Source organism: Pinibacter aurantiacus (genome assembly GCF_019130065.1).
GTDB classification, from domain to species: domain Bacteria; phylum Bacteroidota; class Bacteroidia; order Chitinophagales; family Chitinophagaceae; genus Pinibacter; species Pinibacter aurantiacus.
Genome location: NZ_JAHSPG010000003.1, coordinates 156,336 through 174,695 on the forward strand (window position 1 = coordinate 156,336; position 18,360 = coordinate 174,695).

18 protein-coding genes are annotated in these 18,360 nt (G+C 40.7%); 4 read left to right on the plus strand and 14 right to left on the minus strand.

Features of this window, described 5'->3' with window-relative positions:
• Positions 1-194 precede the first annotated feature (194 nt).
• Positions 195-1,442: a sensor histidine kinase gene (locus tag KTO63_RS06440; protein ID WP_232373059.1), complete on the plus strand. Its 1,248-nt coding sequence runs from the start codon at positions 195-197 to the stop codon at positions 1,440-1,442.
• Positions 1,443-1,704: 262 nt separating this feature from the next.
• Here KTO63_RS06440 and KTO63_RS06445 read toward each other — a convergent pair whose 3' ends face one another.
• The 12 genes from KTO63_RS06445 to KTO63_RS06500 all read right to left on the minus strand — a co-directional run bounded on the left by KTO63_RS06445 (position 1,705) and on the right by KTO63_RS06500 (position 12,924).
• Positions 1,705-2,250, minus strand: coding sequence for a DsbA family protein (locus KTO63_RS06445; protein WP_217790423.1), 546 nt, complete (start codon positions 2,248-2,250; stop codon positions 1,705-1,707).
• Between the two features lie 11 nt (positions 2,251-2,261).
• On the minus strand, positions 2,262-2,726 hold the full coding sequence (locus tag KTO63_RS06450; protein WP_217790424.1) for a redoxin domain-containing protein: 465 nt from the start codon (positions 2,724-2,726) through the stop codon (positions 2,262-2,264).
• A 327-nt stretch (positions 2,727-3,053) separates the two neighbouring features.
• Entirely contained in the window at positions 3,054-4,394 is a 1,341-nt protein-coding gene (gene argH, locus KTO63_RS06455) for an argininosuccinate lyase (RefSeq protein WP_217790425.1), read from the minus strand.
• Between the two features lie 126 nt (positions 4,395-4,520).
• Positions 4,521-5,594, minus strand: a complete 1,074-nt coding sequence (locus KTO63_RS06460; RefSeq protein WP_217790426.1) for a M20 family metallo-hydrolase — start codon at positions 5,592-5,594, stop codon at positions 4,521-4,523.
• The gene (argB, locus tag KTO63_RS06465; RefSeq protein ID WP_217790427.1) at positions 5,587-6,372 is read right to left on the minus strand and encodes an acetylglutamate kinase; all 786 of its coding nucleotides are present in this window, start codon (positions 6,370-6,372) and stop codon (positions 5,587-5,589) included. The genes KTO63_RS06460 and argB overlap by 8 nt, the downstream gene beginning before the upstream one ends.
• 157 nt (positions 6,373-6,529) lie before the next feature.
• A complete protein-coding gene (locus KTO63_RS06470) occupies positions 6,530-6,940 on the minus strand; it encodes a GxxExxY protein (RefSeq protein ID WP_217790428.1) in 411 nt (136 codons plus the stop codon).
• A 55-nt stretch (positions 6,941-6,995) separates the two neighbouring features.
• A complete protein-coding gene (locus KTO63_RS06475; protein ID WP_217790429.1) occupies positions 6,996-7,958 on the minus strand; it encodes an N-acetylornithine carbamoyltransferase in 963 nt (320 codons plus the stop codon).
• Between the two features lie 120 nt (positions 7,959-8,078).
• Entirely contained in the window at positions 8,079-8,480 is a 402-nt protein-coding gene (locus KTO63_RS06480; RefSeq protein ID WP_217790430.1) for a GxxExxY protein, read from the minus strand.
• An 81-nt stretch (positions 8,481-8,561) separates the two neighbouring features.
• Entirely contained in the window at positions 8,562-9,692 is a 1,131-nt protein-coding gene (locus KTO63_RS06485; protein ID WP_217790431.1) for an aspartate aminotransferase family protein, read from the minus strand.
• Between the two features lie 86 nt (positions 9,693-9,778).
• Complete coding sequence (gene argC, locus KTO63_RS06490; protein WP_217790432.1) at positions 9,779-10,765, minus strand: N-acetyl-gamma-glutamyl-phosphate reductase; 987 nt, start codon at positions 10,763-10,765, stop codon at positions 9,779-9,781.
• 98 nt (positions 10,766-10,863) lie between these two features.
• Complete coding sequence (gene argG, locus KTO63_RS06495; RefSeq protein WP_217790433.1) at positions 10,864-12,060, minus strand: argininosuccinate synthase; 1,197 nt, start codon at positions 12,058-12,060, stop codon at positions 10,864-10,866.
• A 150-nt stretch (positions 12,061-12,210) separates the two neighbouring features.
• Positions 12,211-12,924 carry a GNAT family N-acetyltransferase gene (locus KTO63_RS06500; RefSeq protein WP_217790434.1) on the minus strand — a complete coding sequence of 238 codons (714 nt, stop codon included), beginning with the start codon at positions 12,922-12,924 and terminating at the stop codon, positions 12,211-12,213.
• Positions 12,925-13,360: 436 nt separating this feature from the next.
• Between KTO63_RS06500 and KTO63_RS06505 the strand changes: the two genes are divergently transcribed.
• Positions 13,361-14,269, plus strand: coding sequence for a hypothetical protein (locus KTO63_RS06505; RefSeq protein ID WP_217790435.1), 909 nt, complete (start codon positions 13,361-13,363; stop codon positions 14,267-14,269).
• Positions 14,270-14,323: 54 nt separating this feature from the next.
• Here KTO63_RS06505 and xerD read toward each other — a convergent pair whose 3' ends face one another.
• Positions 14,324-15,223, minus strand: coding sequence for a site-specific tyrosine recombinase XerD (gene xerD / locus KTO63_RS06510; protein ID WP_217790436.1), 900 nt, complete (start codon positions 15,221-15,223; stop codon positions 14,324-14,326).
• 149 nt (positions 15,224-15,372) lie between these two features.
• On the opposite strand from xerD, the gene KTO63_RS06515 reads away from it, so the two are divergent.
• Positions 15,373-15,978: a hypothetical protein gene (locus KTO63_RS06515; RefSeq protein ID WP_217790437.1), complete on the plus strand. Its 606-nt coding sequence runs from the start codon at positions 15,373-15,375 to the stop codon at positions 15,976-15,978.
• Positions 15,979-16,207: 229 nt separating this feature from the next.
• A complete protein-coding gene (locus KTO63_RS06520) occupies positions 16,208-16,810 on the plus strand; it encodes a hypothetical protein (protein ID WP_217790438.1) in 603 nt (200 codons plus the stop codon).
• 173 nt (positions 16,811-16,983) lie between these two features.
• Here the strand turns inward: KTO63_RS06520 and KTO63_RS06525 are convergent, their stop codons facing one another.
• Positions 16,984-18,288 carry a DUF2130 domain-containing protein gene (locus KTO63_RS06525; RefSeq protein WP_217790439.1) on the minus strand — a complete coding sequence of 435 codons (1,305 nt, stop codon included), beginning with the start codon at positions 18,286-18,288 and terminating at the stop codon, positions 16,984-16,986.
• Positions 18,289-18,360 lie beyond the last annotated feature (72 nt).

The window sequence follows — 18,360 nt, forward strand, 5'->3', positions numbered from 1 at the left end:
GGAGGGTTCTGAGTTTGATACTAACACGCAGTACAAGCAACTTCTCAGATCCCTCCTTCGTCGGGATGACAAACAGTCTTTCTTTACTGATATTGACCAACATGTAAATCGAAAAGACTCTTAACAAAAATGACACGGCTATCTATATCGATGAAGTAACATTTCGTTAATAATATTTTACAAAAAGAAACATATTGCAACATTTGGCACCTGACATTAAGATATTAGTTGTAGATGATCGTGAAGACAATCTGCTTTCCATAGAAACAGTTCTGGAGAGGGAAAACTATACAATTGTAAAAGCAAACTCGGGCAAAGCAGCCTTAAAAATATTGCTTACACAACATGATTTTTCCCTGATCCTGATGGACGTTCAAATGCCTGATATGAGCGGATTGGAAACTGCTTCTTTGATTTTTCAACGCGACAAATTAAAGAACATTCCCATCATCTTCATCACGGCACATAGTCATGAGGAAGAAGCGATTTACAAAGGTTATAAACTTGGCGCAGTAGATTTTATTTACAAGCCCGTTAACCCGGAATTACTTCGTCTTAAAGTTGGCTTGTTTGCAGAGCTCTTCCGCAAAACGCAACAGCTTGTCGCGCATGAACAAAAGCTGCTAAATACAAATGCATATTTGCAAAAAGAAATAGAAGAGCGTCTTGCGTCCGAACATAAGGTTATGCAATTGAACATGGAGCTGCAGCAAAATAACATTCATCTAAAATCCATCAACGAAGAGCTTGACCGTTTTGCGTACATAGCATCTCACGATTTGCAAGAGCCTCTGCGAAAAATAAGACTCTTCAGTGATTTGCTTTTGCAGAAAAAAGGCTCTGCAGAAGACATGGATAAATACCTGGCGAAAATAAAAACTTCAACAGATCGTATGCATCAACTGGTCAACGATTTGCTGCAGTTTTCGCGTCATCATGTGGATGATAGTGATTTCGTTGAGGTCAACTTAAACAATGTCGTTAAAGAAGCAATTGGAGAATTGGAAGTACAGATCAACCAAAGCAACGCAAACATCGTGATTGATCAATTGCCTTCTGCATTGATCATCCCTTCGTTAATGCGACGTGTGTTTTATAACGTTATCAGTAATGCCCTGAAGTTTAAGAAAAAAGAAGAGGCTCCGTTAATACGCATCCATGCACAAACACATTGCTCGCTTGAACTGAACGGAAGTAACAACGGTAAATCATCTTACTGCAAAATATTTATTACAGACAATGGTATTGGTTTCGATAAAAAATATGCGGACGATATTTTTGTAGTTTTTAAAAGGCTACACAGTTATCACGAAATTGAAGGAACCGGCATCGGCTTATCCATCTGCAAAAAAATAATGGAGCGCCACAGCGGCCATATCTTCGCCACTAGCGAACTAGGGCAGGGCTCGGTGTTTACAATTGCCATTCCGGAGAGGAAGTAATAGTTGAATAACTGATTAACTGAATAACTGAGTGGTTTGTGTGAAACTCTCGAAGATACACTTGAACCATTCAGTTATTAAGTCATTTTCCGCTGGTGGCTCTGCAAGGCTTCTAGCCTTGCAGGATTATTTTGTTGCCTCTGGCAATTGTTATCGCCAAAGGCGATGGAATAAAACTGCAAGGCTACAAGCCTTGCAGGGCAATACCGAAAGTTTCACACAAACCACTCAGTTATTCAGTTAATCAGTTATTCGGCTATTCCTAATGATGCTCATGCTGCTGCGCATGCACTTTACTCTGTAGAAAATGCAACAGCTCTGTATCTTCCCAAATGCCATTATATTTTTCGCCGTTTACAAAAAATCCCGGAGTACCATTAACGCCGCTTCTAAGACCACTTTCGAAATCTTCATCTACCCTATCGGAATATTTGCGGCTATTAAAATCTTTTTCAAATTGATCCATATCCAGGCCCAGAGATTCCGCATAACCCATCAGGTCTTCGTAATTCAAACTACGTTGATTTTCAAAAATGATATCATGCATTTCCCAGAACTTCCCCTGAGCATCTGCGGCTTCTGCAGCAGTAGCAGCCATTCTCGCATCGGGATGCACTTCGGATAAAGGGAAATTGCGAAAAACAAATTTCAGGTTATCTCCCATTTTCTTTTGGATCTTCTTAATCACAGGATAGGCACGGCCACAATGCGGGCATTCGTAATCGCCATATTCAACCAATTCAACAGGCGCGTTTACATTGCCTTGAATGTGATCATTGCCAGTAACTTCGGGTCTCAATTTTGACATAGATAAACTTTTTATTTTTTACTATTCATTTCATCAAGAGCATCCATAATACCGTCTGCTCCAGGATTTACGCCAACAGGCGATAAATATTTCCATCGTACATAACCTTCTTCATCAAGTACGTACAGCGCACGTTTGCATTCACCGGTCTTGTCATCATATACACCATAAAGTTTGGAAACGGCACCCTTCGGTTCAAAATCGGAAAGCAGCGGAAAATGCAAATTTCTATCTCTGCTAAAAGCGAGATGGCACCATTTGCTGTCTACAGAAATTCCAATGAGCTCTGCATTCTGTTTGTGAAAAAATTTCAGCATTTCATTATACAAACTCATTTGATCACCACAAACCGGACTCCAGTCGGCAGGATAAAAAGCCAGTATTACTCTTTTACCTTTTAACTGGTTCAATTCGATCTGCTGATCGGGTGTTGTAAACAATGAAAAATCAGGCGCTTTTTTTCCTACTTCCAGCATGTTAAGTTTTTAAACATTAATAAATATTATTATGCAAAAGATCGTCGGTTACCCGAATGCTCTCTAATGTCTATAACAATGTTTTCCGGGAAAAGTTAACGGGAACGGACGCTGAATTTCAATCCTTTTGGTGCCACTAATAATGTGCCGCTGGTGGCGAATGGACGTTGTGAAAATATTAATTATTGATACCGCAGCGTGCTGTAGGGGCGAATCGCATTCGCCCTGTTGCACCATCATGCAGACGCAAAAAAAAGAGACAGATTGCATCTGTCTCTTCGAATATCATGGATGTGTGCGAGGGCGAATGCGATTCGCCCCTACGAATTATTTCAATAAATCGTTAACGGCCGCGTGAACGCCTTCAAAATTGAACGATGCGATTTGCGCCTTCATCATTCTTTCTATTTGATCATTGCACAAATTTCCAATGCTGCCCTCATGCGTATGGTTCACCTGTGTTGAATATTGATAATTGTTGCTTTCAATATCCAATCCTATTTTCTTGTACGCATCACGGAAAGGAATCCCCTGCAACACAAGTTTATTCACTTCTTCTACGCTAAATAGAAATTTGTATTTCTCATCTGCAAGAATATCTTTTTTTACTTCAATATTGCTTAGCATCAAACCTGCCATTTCAATGCAATCTTTCAGTGTCTTGAAAGCTGGGAACAGATGTTCTTTCAGCAATTGCAGATCCCTGTGATAACCGGAAGGAAGATTTGTGGTCATCATCATGATCTCGTTTGGCAAAGCCTTTATTCTATTGCAATGCGAACGGATCAGTTCGAATACATCAGGATTCTTTTTGTGCGGCATGATGCTGCTACCTGTTGTAAGCTCAGCGGGAAAACTTACGAAACCAAAATTCTGATTGAGGAAAAGACATGCATCCATGCTTAGTCTTGCCAGTGTATCGGCAACATTTGCTAATGCCATTGCAACAATTCGCTCTGCTTTGCCGCGTCCCATTTGTGCATACACAACATTGTAGTTCAGGTCAGCAAAACCGAGGAGCTTTGTTGTAAGTGTTCTATTGATGGGAAACGAAGAACCATAACCGGCTGCTGAACCAAGCGGATTTTTGTTCACGATTTCATACGCGGCTTTCAACACATTCATATCATCCACCAGTCCTTCTGCATATGCGCCAAACCACAAACCAAAAGATGAAGGCATGGCCAGTTGCAGGTGCGTGTAGCCCGGCAACAAATCATTTTTGTACTTCTCGCTTTGTTTGATCAGCAATTCAAAAAACGGAACAATTGTGTTGACAACTTCCTCCAGTTCATCACGCATGTACAACTTTACGTCCACCAAAACCTGGTCGTTCCTGCTGCGTGCAGAGTGGATTTTTTTTCCGGTGTCGCCAAGTTTTTCTGTAAGTAAATATTCAATTTGCGAATGCACATCTTCAATGTTATCAAGAATTGAAAATGGCGTCGGGCTGTCTGGAGAAGTTGTGGTATAAATATTTTTCAACTCTGCTACCAGATCACTTGCCTCTTCATTTGTAAGCAAACCAATAGTAGCGAGCATTTTTGCATGCGCAATATTTCCTAACACATCGTGCTTCGCCATCATTACGTCGAATTCTCTGTCTTTACCGACAGTGAAGTTTTCAACTTCTTTCAATGACGCAGTATTTTTTTGCCAAAGTTTCATGAGCGTATAATTATTTCTTTCACCACTAAGACTCTAAGGACACAAGATACACTATGGATTTCTCTTAGTGAAACTTAGTGTCCTTAGTGCCTTAGTGGTTATTTGTAAAACCAACACAGTCAGCGACTACTTCACCACTTTCTCCACCAACTGTATGTATAGATCGATTCCGTTTTTTATTTCATCGAGATAAATGTACTCATCCGCAGTATGACTTCTGGCGCTATCTCCAGGCCCCATCTTAAGCGTTGGGAAAGGCATTAACGCTTTATCAGAAGTTGTTGGCGAACCATAGTAACCTCTGCCAAGTGCAATACCTGCTTTTACCAAAGGATGTTCCAAAGAAATCGATGTTGATTTCATTCTTGTGGTGCGAGGCTTGTACTGGCTTTGCAGATTATTTTTCAATGCATCCAGTATTTCATCGAAAGTGTACAATTCATTCACTCGAACATCGATCACAAATTTGCATTGTGCCGGAACTACATTGTGCTGTTTGTTCTCCGTTTCTATTACAGTAACGGTCATGCGGGACTCGCCCAACAGATCACTTACCTTTTCAAACTTATAATTGCGTATCCAGTTGATATCTTCAAGCGCTTTGTACAATGCATTTTCTCCTTCGTTTCTGGCAGCGTGCCCTGCACGACCTTGCGCTGTGCAATCAATCACCATTAAGCCGCGTTCTGCAACAGCCATTTCCATTTTGGTGGGTTCGCCAACAATACCAAAGTCGATACTTCCTAAATAAGGTAATACCAATTCAATACCATTTACGCCGCTGATCTCTTCTTCTGCGCTTGCTGCAAAAACAACGTTGTGGCTGATATCTTTTCTATCGTAAAAATGAAGGAATGTAGCCATCAATGACACGAGGCATCCGCCCGCATCGTTGCTGCCAAGACCAAACAATTTTCCATCTTTTACTACAGGGGTGAAAGGATCGAGTGTATAACCCTTGTTGGGTTTCACAGTGTCGTGGTGAGAGTTTAATAACACTGAGGGTTTTGAAACATCGTAGTGCAAATTCTTTGCGTACACATTGTTTCCTACTCTTGCGAAAGGCACTTTGTTGTCGTGAAAAAACTGTGTTATCAATTCTGCCGTATCATTTTCTTCTTTTGAAAATGAAGGCGTGCTGATCAGTTCTTTCAACAAGGCGATCGCTTTTTCCGATAATTGTTCTACTGAGTTATTCATGTAAAATTGTTGTTCCGGCATTGCCATTAAGAATGTGATGTAATTGTTCAGCTTTGCCGATGATCACTCTTGTTACGCCGCTGTTTAAGGCAGTAAAGGCATTGTCAAGTTTTGGGATCATTCCGGCGAAGATGAGTTGCTTTTCCTTAAGTTCTTTGTATGATGCTGGATTGATGGTTTTAATAACCGTACTATCATCGTTTGCATCAAGCAATACTCCGCTTTTCTCAAATGAATAAACCAGGTCCACTTTGTAAATGCTACTTAGTGCTTTCGCAGTTTCCTGCGCTATCGTGTCAGCATTTGTGTTCAGTAGTTGTCCATTGCCATCTTGCGTGATAGGCGCTAAGACAACCGCTATATTTTGCTCCAATAAACTCTTTAGTAAAACAGTGTTCACCTCATCTACATCTCCTACAAAACCATAATCAATCGTTGGATGAACTCTTTTGTGCGCCTTTATCACATTGCCATCCGCACCGCTTAAACCAATGGCATTGCATTTGTTTGCCTGCAATTGTGCAACAATATTTTTGTTGATTGCACCGGCATAAACCATTGTCACGATCTTCAAAGTCTCAGCATCAGTAATTCTTCTTCCATCGATCATTTGCTGCTCAACACCTAGCTGCGCTGCTAACTTCGTTGCTAATTTGCCGCCACCATGCACTAGAATTTTCTTGCCTTCAATTGCTGCAAAGTCCTTCAGAAATGCAGACAACTTCGCTTCATCATCAATGATGTTCCCACCAATTTTTATAACTACTAACTTTTCCATAAGCATTTGGCACACAGATGACACGGATTAGACGGATTTTCACGGATCTTTTTACTTATATGTTATGATCCAGTCGAAATTCATCTCTTAAATAACGTATCAATATCTCAAACCTAAAAAATCTGTGCAAATCCGTCTAATCCGTGTCATCTGTGTGCTATCTGTTGTTATTGTTTCGTGTCTTTTTATCATTCGTAAAAATCTTTCTTCGTACTTCGGGCTTTTTACCAAAGTTTAAAAGAAGTCCTACTTCTAAATCGGTTGCTTTCAAATAATTTATCAGCTGCAACTCATGTTCCGGAGCTATCGATGCCGCCGCCTTCAACTCCAATATCAAAAGATCATTGACCAAAATATCAGCGAAATAATTACCGACCAAGCTATTTTGGTAATACACATCAATAGCATGGTTAGCAACAACTTCTAAACCACAACTCTTTAATTCCAGGTACAAAGCATTTTGATAAACCCTTTCCAGAAAACCAAATCCCAATTCGTTATATACTTTATAAAATGCTTTGATAACAACGTCACTTAACTCTCTACAGATTAAATGTTCAAGCTTCATAAGGTGGTTTAATCAAAATCCGTGTAAATCCGTCCAATCCGTGTCATCCGTGTGCTTACTTCCCGCCTAATATCTCAGCAATCACTGCTTGAGCTGCCCACACGCGATTCGCCGCTTCCTGGGTTACAATGCTGTTTGGACTATCCAGTACTTCATCGCTTAGTTCAACGTTTCTCCTCACTGGCAAACAGTGCATTACTTTAGCGTTGTTTGTCAAAGCAATCTTCTCACTGTCTAACATCCAGCGCGGATCGTTTTCATATATTTTACCGTAGTCAGTATAAGTGCTCCAGTTCTTTACATACACGAAATCCGCGTCTTTCAATGCTTCATCCTGGTTGTGTGTAATGGTCGCTCCCTTCGTAAACTCTTCAGACAATTCATAATCTTCCGGATGTGTGATCACAAAATCTGCTTCGCCCCATGCGTTCACCCATTGTGCAAAGCTGTTTGCAACGCATTGCGGCAAAGGCTTTACGTGTGGCGCCCATGTAAGCACGATCTTTGGCTTGCGCGTAATTTTTTGCGCCTGCAAACTTTCCTGTATGGTAATGATATCTGTTAAAGATTGTAACGGATGCAAGGTTGCACTCTCCAGGCTAATCACCGGCACACCTGCATATTTTATAAACTGCGTAATGTACAACTCGCTGTAATCATCTTCCTTATTTTTCAAAGAAGGAAATGTGCGAATGCAAAGAATGTCAAAATAACTTCCGAGGATTGGCGCCGCATCTTTCACGTGCTCCACAGTGTTGCCACTCATGATGGCTCCTTCTTCAAATTCCAGCGCCCAGCCTTCTTTATCTACATTGAACACAATAGCTTCCATGCCCAAATTTTTCGCAGCTACCTGTGTACTCAGGCGCGTACGCAAACTTGGATTTAGAAACAATAATCCTATGCGCTTATCCTTTCCAAGAGATTGCGACATTAAAGGGTTGGCTTTAAAAGCAAGTGCTTTTTTTACCAAAGCGTTGATGTCTGTAACATCGTGAACGGAGATGAAATTTTTCATTCTTATCTATTTTTGGCACACAGATGACGCTGATTGGACTGATTTACACTGATCTTTTCACAAGCCTATCAAAATCAAATACTATCAATTGTGCTCTTTCTAATTTTAATTTATAATCTTTTATATCAAACGTTTCTTCCTATCGTTTGTAAATATTTTTCTATGCACCTCAGGCTTTTTACCAAAGTTTAAAAGCAAACCAATTTCCACATCCGTAGCTTTTAGATAATTAATAAGCTGTAGCTCATGTGCCTCCACTATTTGCTCCACAGCCTTTAATTCCAGCACAAGTACATCATTCACGAGCATATCAGCATAATATTTACCGACGACTTTATCCTTATAGTACACATCAATTTCTTTCTGGGTTTCTACAGCCAAACCCAATGAAATAAGCTCGAAATAAAGTGCGTTCTGATAAACCTTTTCCAGAAAACCAAAGCCAAGCTCATTATATACATTGTAAAACTTTTTAATTACAATATTAGTCAGCTTAGAGTATAAATAGTTCCCATTTTCCATAGCCAAAGACCCTGTTATTTTTACAGTGTTTGTTAAAATAAAAATCAGTGGTCATCGGTCTAATCAGTGTCATCAGTGTGCTTACTGCAACTCGGCTTTCAAGGCAGTCAAAAATTGATCTGCTTCTTTCATACCAATATTTAAGGTCGGCAAAAGTCTTATCACATATGGTTTTGCTTCGCCAGTGAAAATTTTATGTTTAAATAAAAGATTCTTTTTCACATCTTTTAATTCTTCGGGCAAAGCAATGCCGATCATTAAACCTCTGCCCCTTACCTCTTTTATTTTTGGCAATTTCTTCAATTCTGTTATAAGGTAATTGCCGATGTTCTCAGCGTTTTGAATCAGGTTGTCCTGCTCAATTACTTCCAACACCGCTAATGCAGCGGCACAAGCCAAATGATTGCCTCCGAATGTCGTTCCCAACATGCCATACTTAGGATGCAGCTTCGGAGCGATGGAGATGCCCGCTACAGGAAAACCATTTCCCATGCCTTTTGCCATTGAATAAACGTCAGCGTTTACACCTGCAAAATCTTGTGAGTAAAATTTACCGCTTCTTCCATAACCGCACTGCACGCTGTCTGCAATAAATACGGCGTTATATTGATCGCACAAACGACGGATCGCTTGTAAAAATTCGTTGCTCGCTACATTGATACCACCAACGCCCTGAATTCCTTCAATGATCACCGCGCTTATCTCTTCTCCTTCTTTTTTGAAATGATCTTCAAGTGCCTGCATATCGTTGAAAGGAAGAAATGAAACATTCTGTGTTGCATTAACAGGTGCAACAATCGCAGGATTATCAGTTGTCGCTACCGCTAAAGAAGTTCTACCGTGGAAAGATTTTGAAAATGCAACGATCTTTTTTCTTCCGTTGTAAAATGAAGCAAGCTTCAATGCATTCTCGTTTGCTTCTGCACCGGAATTACAAAGAAACAATTGATAGTCTTCCTTGCCGGAAACCTTACCAAGCTTTTCAGCAAGTTCCACCTGCAAAGGAATTTTTATAGAGTTAGAATAAAACCCAACCTTGTGTAATTGATCTTCTATTCGCTTAACGTAATAAGGATTTGTATGTCCAATGGAAATCACAGCGTGACCACCATAAAGATCAAGATACTCCTGGCCATTATTGTCCCACACTTTAGCCCCAAGAGCTTTTTCAATTGTAATGTCATTGAGCGGATAGACGTCAAATAATTTCATGTCGTGGTTTTGATTGGCACACAGATGACACGGATTAGACTGATTTGCACTGATCTTGCTCAATCAGTATCATCTGAGTGCAATTATTAAAAATAATTCGCTTTCAATTTCAATCCGGTGCATTCGTCCAAACCAAACATGAGGTTCATATTTTGAACAGCTTGCCCTGATGCGCCTTTTAGTAAATTATCAATGATCGTATGCACAACCAGCTTGCTACCTACTTTTTCCAATTGAATCACACACTTGTTCGTATTCACCGCCTGCTTTAAGAAAATAGGCTCTTTGCTTATAGTTGTAAAAGGATCATCCGCATAAAACGCTTCATACATTTCAAAAAGAGTTGACTCGCTAAGCTCGCAATGAATTTGTGAGCTTACGAAAATACCTCTTGTAAAATCACCGCGCCATGGAATGAAACTCAAGTCGATTTCAGTACCCGGCTGCAATTGATTCAATGACTGCCCGATCTCTTTTAAATGCTGATGACTAAGTGTTTTGTATGCCTGTATGTTATTTGCTCTCCAGCTAAAGTGCGAAGTTGCAGCAAGGCTTTGACCAGCTCCTGTAGAACCAGTGATTCCTGTTGTATAAACTTCATCAAGCAGGTTTGCCTGTGCCAAAGGCAACAACCCAAGCTGAATGGCTGTTGCGAAACAACCAGGGTTTGCGATATGCTGCGCTTTTCTTATTTCGTCTTTATTCAGTTCCGGAAGGCCGTATACTACTTCTTGTCCGTTGATGGTTGGACGTGTGTTGTTGCTGTGCAGACGATAATCTTGTGAAAGATCAATGATCTTACTGCCTTTTAAAAACTCAGCATTCTCATCTACAAATTTCTTTGCCTCACCATGACCAACACACAAGAAAACAACGTCTGCTTTTTTATCAAGAGCACCCGTGAATTCCAATTTAGTTTCACCAATTAAATCCTGGTGTACTGCATAAACTGGTTTACCTGCGTTGCTTTTACTATTGATATAAAGAATGTTAACCTTTGGATGATTAATCAAAAGCCTGATTAATTCTCCGCCTGTATAACCAGCTCCTCCTATTATTCCAACATTAATCATAGTGTCAGTTTTTAGAGAGAACGCAGATCTTCAAGATTGTCATGATCAATTAAGATCTTCATAAATCATGACAATCATGAAAATCTGCGTTCCGATTTTTATTTAGAAGACTCATTCACTTGCTGCCAGATCGCAGTTTGGTTACCGAAAATCTTAGAGAAACCTCTCACATCTTCGCCGCTCCAGCCGTTGTTCATTTCTCCATATTTACCAAACTTGCTGCTCATTAAATCGTAAGGCGATTCAATGCCGATCACCTGGAAACGGTATGGTGCCAAATGCACATACACATCGCCGGTTACGTTTTGTTGAGAATGCTCAAAGAAAGATTCGATGTCGCGCATAACGGGATCAAGAATCTGTCCTTCATGAAGCCAGTTACCGTAGAATTGCGCCAATTGATCTTTCCAGTTCAATTGCCATTTTGTAAGCACATTCTTTTCCAAAGCATGGTGCGCTTTCAAAATAACCATTGGAGCCGCAGCTTCAAAACCTACGCGCCCTTTGATACCTATGATGGTGTCGCCCACGTGAATATCACGACCGATGCCATAACCGCCTGCAATGCTTTGCAGATACTGGATCGCTTCAGTTGGGTGATCGAAAGATTTATCGTTTACTTTAGTTAACTGCCCTTTTTCAAAATGAAGTTTTACTTCTTCTTCACCGCTTTTTGTTACTTGCGTTGGCCATGCAGACTCTGGCAACATACCTTTTGAAGTAAGCGTTTCTCTACCGCCAACACTCGTTCCCCACAAACCTTTATTGATAGAGTAAGCAGCTTTTTCGAAGTTCATTTCCACACCCTTCGCTTTCAGGTACGTAATTTCTTCCTCACGGCTAAGGCGCATGTCGCGGATGGGGGTGATAATTTCAACACCGGGGATCATGATGTGAAAGATCATGTCAAAACGAACCTGGTCATTTCCTGCGCCGGTGCTTCCGTGTGCAACCGCATCAGCATTCAGTTTTTTTGCATGCTCTGCAATGTGCAATGCCTGGCTCAATCTTTCCGCGCTTACACTTAATGGATAGGTGTTGTTTTTTAGCACATTACCAAACACGAGATATTTGATGATGTTATCGTAATAACCTTTTACGGCGTTAACAGCTGTGTGTGTTTTTACGCCAAGTTTATAAGCGTGTTGTTCTATTTGTTTTAACTCATCTTCTGTAAAGCCACCAGTGTTTACGATCACGCTGTGCACTTCGTAACCTTTATCTTCGCTCAGATACTTTACACAATAGGTGGTATCTAATCCTCCACTAAAACCAAGAACAACTTTTTTTGACATGACTTGATGTTTTATTTGTTTTCACGCAAAGGCACAAAGAAGCAAAGACGCCAAGGGCCTCTACGTATCTATTCTTTCTGGAATTAATATGTTCAACGTCCCACGCAGTCTTTGCCTCTTTGCTCCTTCGCGCCTTTGCGTGAAATATTCTTACAGATGAAACAGTGATCTGAATATGGATCTGCTACCAGATCCGCTTCCGCCGCCGTTTGACTCTTTCTTCAGGAATGGTTTAAGGAACTTGGATTGTTTAAGGCGCATAAAACGTTCGTACAGTTTGGAATGCTGTTTGAAATCCTGCGCTGTCTCTACTGGTTCGTAATGATCTTTAGGATCGTAGAGCATTGCGGTACACATACAGTTCTTACGGCCTTTGCTCATCAGGATTTCGTAGTTCACGCAGCTTTTGCAACCTGCCCAAAACTCTTCATCATCCGTAAGTTCAGAATATGTAACGGGCTCGTAACCCAGGTCGCTGTTTATTTTCATAACAGCCAAACCGGTAGTGAGACCAAATATTTTTGATTCGGGGTATTTTTCTCTCGAGAGTGCAAAAATTCTTTGCTTGATAGATTTGGCAACGCCGCTTTTTCTGAATGCCGGGGAAACGATAAGTCCTGAATTTGCCACAAACTTACCATGGCTCCATTCTTCGATGTAGCAAAAGCCCACCCAGGAGCCATCTTTGGTTAAGGCAATAACAGCCTTACCTTCTTCCATTTTTTTCGCAATGTATTCAGGTGAACGCTTAGCGATACCCGTTCCGCGAGCCTTAGCTGAAGCTTCCATTTCATCGGTAATCAATTGCGAATAGCCTTTGTCGGCAGGTGTTGCCACCCGGACAATTATTTCCTGATTTTCCAATTATGTAAAAATTAAATCAATGAAAAATAGTTCAAAAAACGTGCGACGTTCATCTATTGGGATTTTTCCACTGATAGGGGCCGGTTTTAATGGCTCGTCCTATCAGCAACCACGTCGCGGTCGAGGCATGCAGTAGCTTTCCGGTCGGAAGCCAGGCAAAGAAGAATTTATATGTTGCAGTTGATCGTTCAATTCCGTCTTTTTAAGAAGAACAATTATTGGCCGCAAAAGTATAATATAATTTAAATAATGAAAGAGTTTTTTTGATTTTTTTTGAAAATTATTACCAAAAGATAACACTTCGTTTGGTCAACATGAAGATTAGCACCGGTTCTACCCGAACATCATTTTTGCTCTAAAAAAAGAGCTTTTTCAGTTGCCCAGTTCAATTATAATTTGTTGATTTGCAGCTCATTTAAAACTCATTCTAAACTCTATGAAAAAAACTCGTCTACTACTCGTGGTTGCGGCGTTCGCGTTCGCCTATTCCTCCTGTCAGAAATCCGACTCTACAGCTCCAGCACAAAACGATCAACAGACTTACAATGTGCAGTTTAACGTTCAAAACTTCCAGGCATCGTATAGCGATATGTCTCCAAACAAAATATCTGTGGCTGGTTTGAGCCCCCAGGGAGGATCCGCTTCTCTTGCTAATGCAATTGTTTATCTTGTTTATGATTCGTTGGGCAACCTGGTAAACTCTCAACAACAACTCAAATACGGCAATCCAAACTTTGGGGTTATTGCAGACAAGTTAAAAGCAGGACTTTATACATTTGTTATTGGTGCTGCGTCTAAAGACACCAGCTTTCTTTACCCTACTTCCAGGTTCACTGATTTAAAGGTTTACTGCGATGCTGACTATTATACAGAAGGTGGTCAGGACATTTTCCTTTTTAAACAAAATATAAGAATTAATAAATCTGACACGTCATTCAACAATATTCAACCCACAAGACTAACTGGTAAATTGGTTATCAATTTTACAGATACAATTCCAGCTTCATACAAACGCATGGATGTTTCCCTGGATTCAGTTCCTGCATATTATCACGTGGCTTCAGGATCGGTAGGTTGGAAGCAACATCAAGCACATAGTTTCTATCCGTCATTTTCCAGTGGTCTGGTATATTATGCACTGGGTAATCAGATCCTGAATGTAAGAGTTGACGGGCTTAAGCAAACTAACCCGGATGTAATTGATCGCAGCATTTCGATAAAAAATGTGAACATTTACACAAATAAACAAACTATCCTAACCGGTAAATTTTTCGATGTTCAAAGCGTTGGAATTCCCATAACAATTGACACTTCTTACAGTGGTTCAATCAATATAAACTTTTAACCTCTCCCATAAATGAAAAGAGCCGGCTGCAATGCCGGCTCTTTTCATTTTCAACTATTTAAACGCCGGATGAAACTTATGCAGTGTTTCTCTCAAAAATTCTCTGTCAAGATGGGTGTAAATCTCCGTTGTCGTGATGCTTTCGTGCCCCAGCATTTCCTGCACAGCCCGCAGGTCGGCACCGCCTTCCACAAGATGGGTGGCAAACGAATGGCGAAATGTGTGTGGTGAAATTGTTTTATGAATGCCCGCCTTCTGCACAAGATCTTTTATCATCAAAAAGATCATTACCCGGGTAAGCTTCGCTCCACGCCTGTTTAAAAACAATACATCTTCATTGTCTTTTTTTATGGGAATGTGAACACGTATCTCGTCTTTGTAAATATTGATGAATTTAGTGGCATCGCTGCCGATAGGCACCAGTCTTTCCTTATCACCTTTTCCGATCACGCGCACAAATCCCACCTCGAGATGCAGGTTGCTGATGGTTAGGTTTACCAGCTCGCTTACGCGCAAACCGCAACTGTATAGGGTTTCGAGAATTGCTTTATTGCGGCCTCCTTCAGGTTTGCTCAGGTCTATCTGACCAATAATCTCTTCGATCTCCTCGAAACTCAGCACGTCGGGAAGTGCTCTTTTCAACTTTGGCGCATCCAATAAAACGGTGGGGTCTTTTGTGGTAATATTTTCGAGCAAACAGTACTTGTAAAAACTTCTTAACCCGGAAATAATTCTCGCTTGCGACGTGGCCGTCATGCCTAGCTCTCCTATCCATTTTAAGAACTGCTGAAGATCTTTTAGCTCAAGCTGAGAAGGAGTTCTTTTGGTATCAGTTTGCAGCATGAATTGCGTAAGCTTTTCTATGTCGCGCAAGTAGGCCTCAACGGAATTGTCTGAGAGCGATTTTTCCAGTTGAAGATATGCTTTGAAGCCTTTCTTATAGGGTTCCCACATGTACAGCTTTTTTACAAATGTAAATTACATTATCGCGATTGATACTCCTACTGGCTATTCTTCAATTGATACTCCGTTTTTTCTAATTCACTCAACCTATCATGGTATTTTTTGTTATTGACAATACTTTTACCACTAAACACTAGTTTATGAATCGATTATTAAAAGCTGCATGCATAGGCATATTGGTTGCAGGCTCTACCAATGCCTTTTCTCAAAAACTTTCCCTTGAACAGGGCGATTTGTCGTTCTTAAAAGGCGAAAAATCAATCAATCTTGAACTTACTTATGAAAATATGAAGGTGGGGAAGTACGATAATGAGAAGGACTATGTGACCAACAAACAAGCTGAAATGAACAAAAAAAACCCTGGCACCGGCGATACGTGGGCCAAGGAATGGGAAAATGACAAGGTGGACCGCTACAGGGCCAAGTTTGTGGAACTTTTTCAAGAGCATTGCCCCACTCTCAAGATTACGAACGATGGAAAAGCGAAATACACCATCATTTACCACACCACATTTCTGGAACCAGGATATAATATTGGCATCAGCAGAAAAAATGCACAACACAATGCAATACTTACCGTTGTTGACGCTGCCGATAAAAGTAAAGTGTTGGCAAAAATTACTGTAGACAAAGCCCTGGGAAGAACAATGTCTTTTAACGATTACGATACAGGCGCCCGGCTTGCCGAAACTTATGCCGATGCTGCAAAGGAAATTGGAAAAACGTTTGAGAAGAAAATACAGTAGAACGTATAACGCTTAACGCCAAACGCCTAACGCATAGAGATTTTGCGTTAGGCGTTTGGCGTTAAGCGTTCGGCCCTCAGTTACACTAAGAGTTTTTACTTATGCCGGAAAAATAATGAACACAGTTGGCTCATTTTAACCGCATTTTTTCGCAATTCACAGCTTTTTATTTTTCTCCTCTTATTTTTTGCAACTATATTGTAGCCCTAAATCCTTAAAACTATTTTTTATGAAGCAGTTGCTTAAACTAACCCTTGCCGTGGCAATCACCACGCTTTCAGTCACGGGTCATGCACAGAAAATCAGGCTTGAAGATGGCAATCTTGATTTTTTAAAAAATGAAAAGTCAGTGAACGTTGAGTTTGTCTACGAAAATGTAAAAGTGGGCAAATACGACAATGAGAAAGACTACATTGACAAGAAGAAAGAAGACATGAACAAGAAAGAGGCAGGCACTGGCGACAAATGGGCCAAAGCCTGGATCGATGATCGCGACAACAGGTACAAGCCAAAATTTGAAGAGCTGTTTACCAAAAACACTCCATTGCAGGTAAATGACAAAGGCAATTCAAAATATACGTTGGTGTACAAAACTACTTTCCTTGAACCCGGCTACAACATTGGTATCTCCAGAAAAAATGCGCAACACAATGCTGAAGTATTTATTGTAGAAGCTGCAAATAAAAACAAAGTATTGGCGAGAATCACTTTGGACAAAGCACTTGGAAGAGATTTCTGGGGTGCGGATTTTGACACCGGAGCCCGCTTAGCTGAAACCTATGCTGACGCAGGAAAAGCGCTGGCAAAGTTCATCGAAAAACAAACGAAATAGGACTGAACGCTTAACGCACAAAAACGCAAAACGCCTAACGCAGAGACACTCAACGTTAGGCGTTTTGCGTTAAGTAACTGAATAACTGAATGGCCGAATAACTCAAGCTTATTTTCGATTTTGCACTACGAATATGAAACACTCAGTTATTCAGTCATTCAGCTATTCAATCATTAGTTCAATAGGTCGCTGCTTGCATCATCCAGCAAATTAAGATCAATAGAATCCTGGCCGGCAATGCCTTCTATCGAGCCGCGAATATGTGCCGCGTTCAACAACACTTTTTCCAATTGCTTCTCTCTTGCCTTCCACAACTTCTCCATGGCATCGCGTTCTTTTTGTATGGAAATGCGCATACTCATAAAGCCTTCACGAATAGCGTTCCATTGTTCAGCAAACTCATGGCTGGTTAAATAGTTATAGAGCAAATGCATTTTGTCGCCCCGGTTCTCCTGGAATTTTGTTGCAGTGGCAATCTTTACGAGTCCATCGCGCAGGACATGCACAAGCGGTTTAACCTCAGCAAATGAACAAACCCAAACGCCGCTTATATCGCCGAACTTATCCATATCCTTCGGCATTTTTTTTGTCACCAGTACTGCAATATCAGCGCCCTGGCTACGCATGTCACTCTTTAGTTTCTCAACCCACTCACCTCCAAAATTTTCGGCGCGTTTGCTTTCAAAAATAATCTTGCCACACTCCTGCCCAAAGTTATTTCTTACCGTAAGGATACAGTCAGCGCCGCGAACACCCTTACCCACTTCACTTACCACATCAAACGGGAATGAGGCACGCAACATTTCTTCCAGCGCCAGTTCCTGCACTTCGCCCTGCAATTGCATACTGCCTTGCTCGGCCTTTCGCCTCATTTCTTCCGCCAACTTTTTCTGATCTTCGAGTTGCTTTTCCAATTCCTTTAAGCGAAGGTTGAATTCTGTTTCCTTCGCTGCATTTTTCTGTTCTTCAATTTGTCTTATTTCATCGGAGAGCTTGCCACGTTCTTCCTGTAGCTTGCGTTGCAGGGAAAGCTCAAGCTCTGCTTCTTTATTCTGCAGCTCTTTTTCTTTCTGTAAGAATTCAATTTCTTTTTTTCTAGCCTCCTTCAGTTTTTCCTCGTTCTCTTTATTGTTCAGTTCAAGAAATTCCAGTTTGCCTTCATAATCTGCAGTGATGCTTTTGCGAAGATTTTCTTCCAACTGTTGATTCTTTCTCTTTATTTCTGTTTCCAGTTGCAGTTGAAATTTCTCCTCCTGCTTTCTCGCGTTGGCAGCAAACTCTTCTTCCTGCTTTTTCCTGATCACGGAAAACTCTTCGTCCTTGCGTTTTAGTTCGTCATCCTTTGTCCTCTTGTAGTCAATCACCTGCTGACGCAGTTCTTGCTTTTCTTTTTCAATCGCTTCCTTCAACTCATCGTTCAATGCATCTTCTAATGGAAACTCATGACCACAATTCGTACATTTTATTTGCGTAGGCATCTTCTGAATATTTATACAATTTTACGAAACAGCTTTCATTTTTTGCTAAATTTTTTAGCCATTATTTAAGCA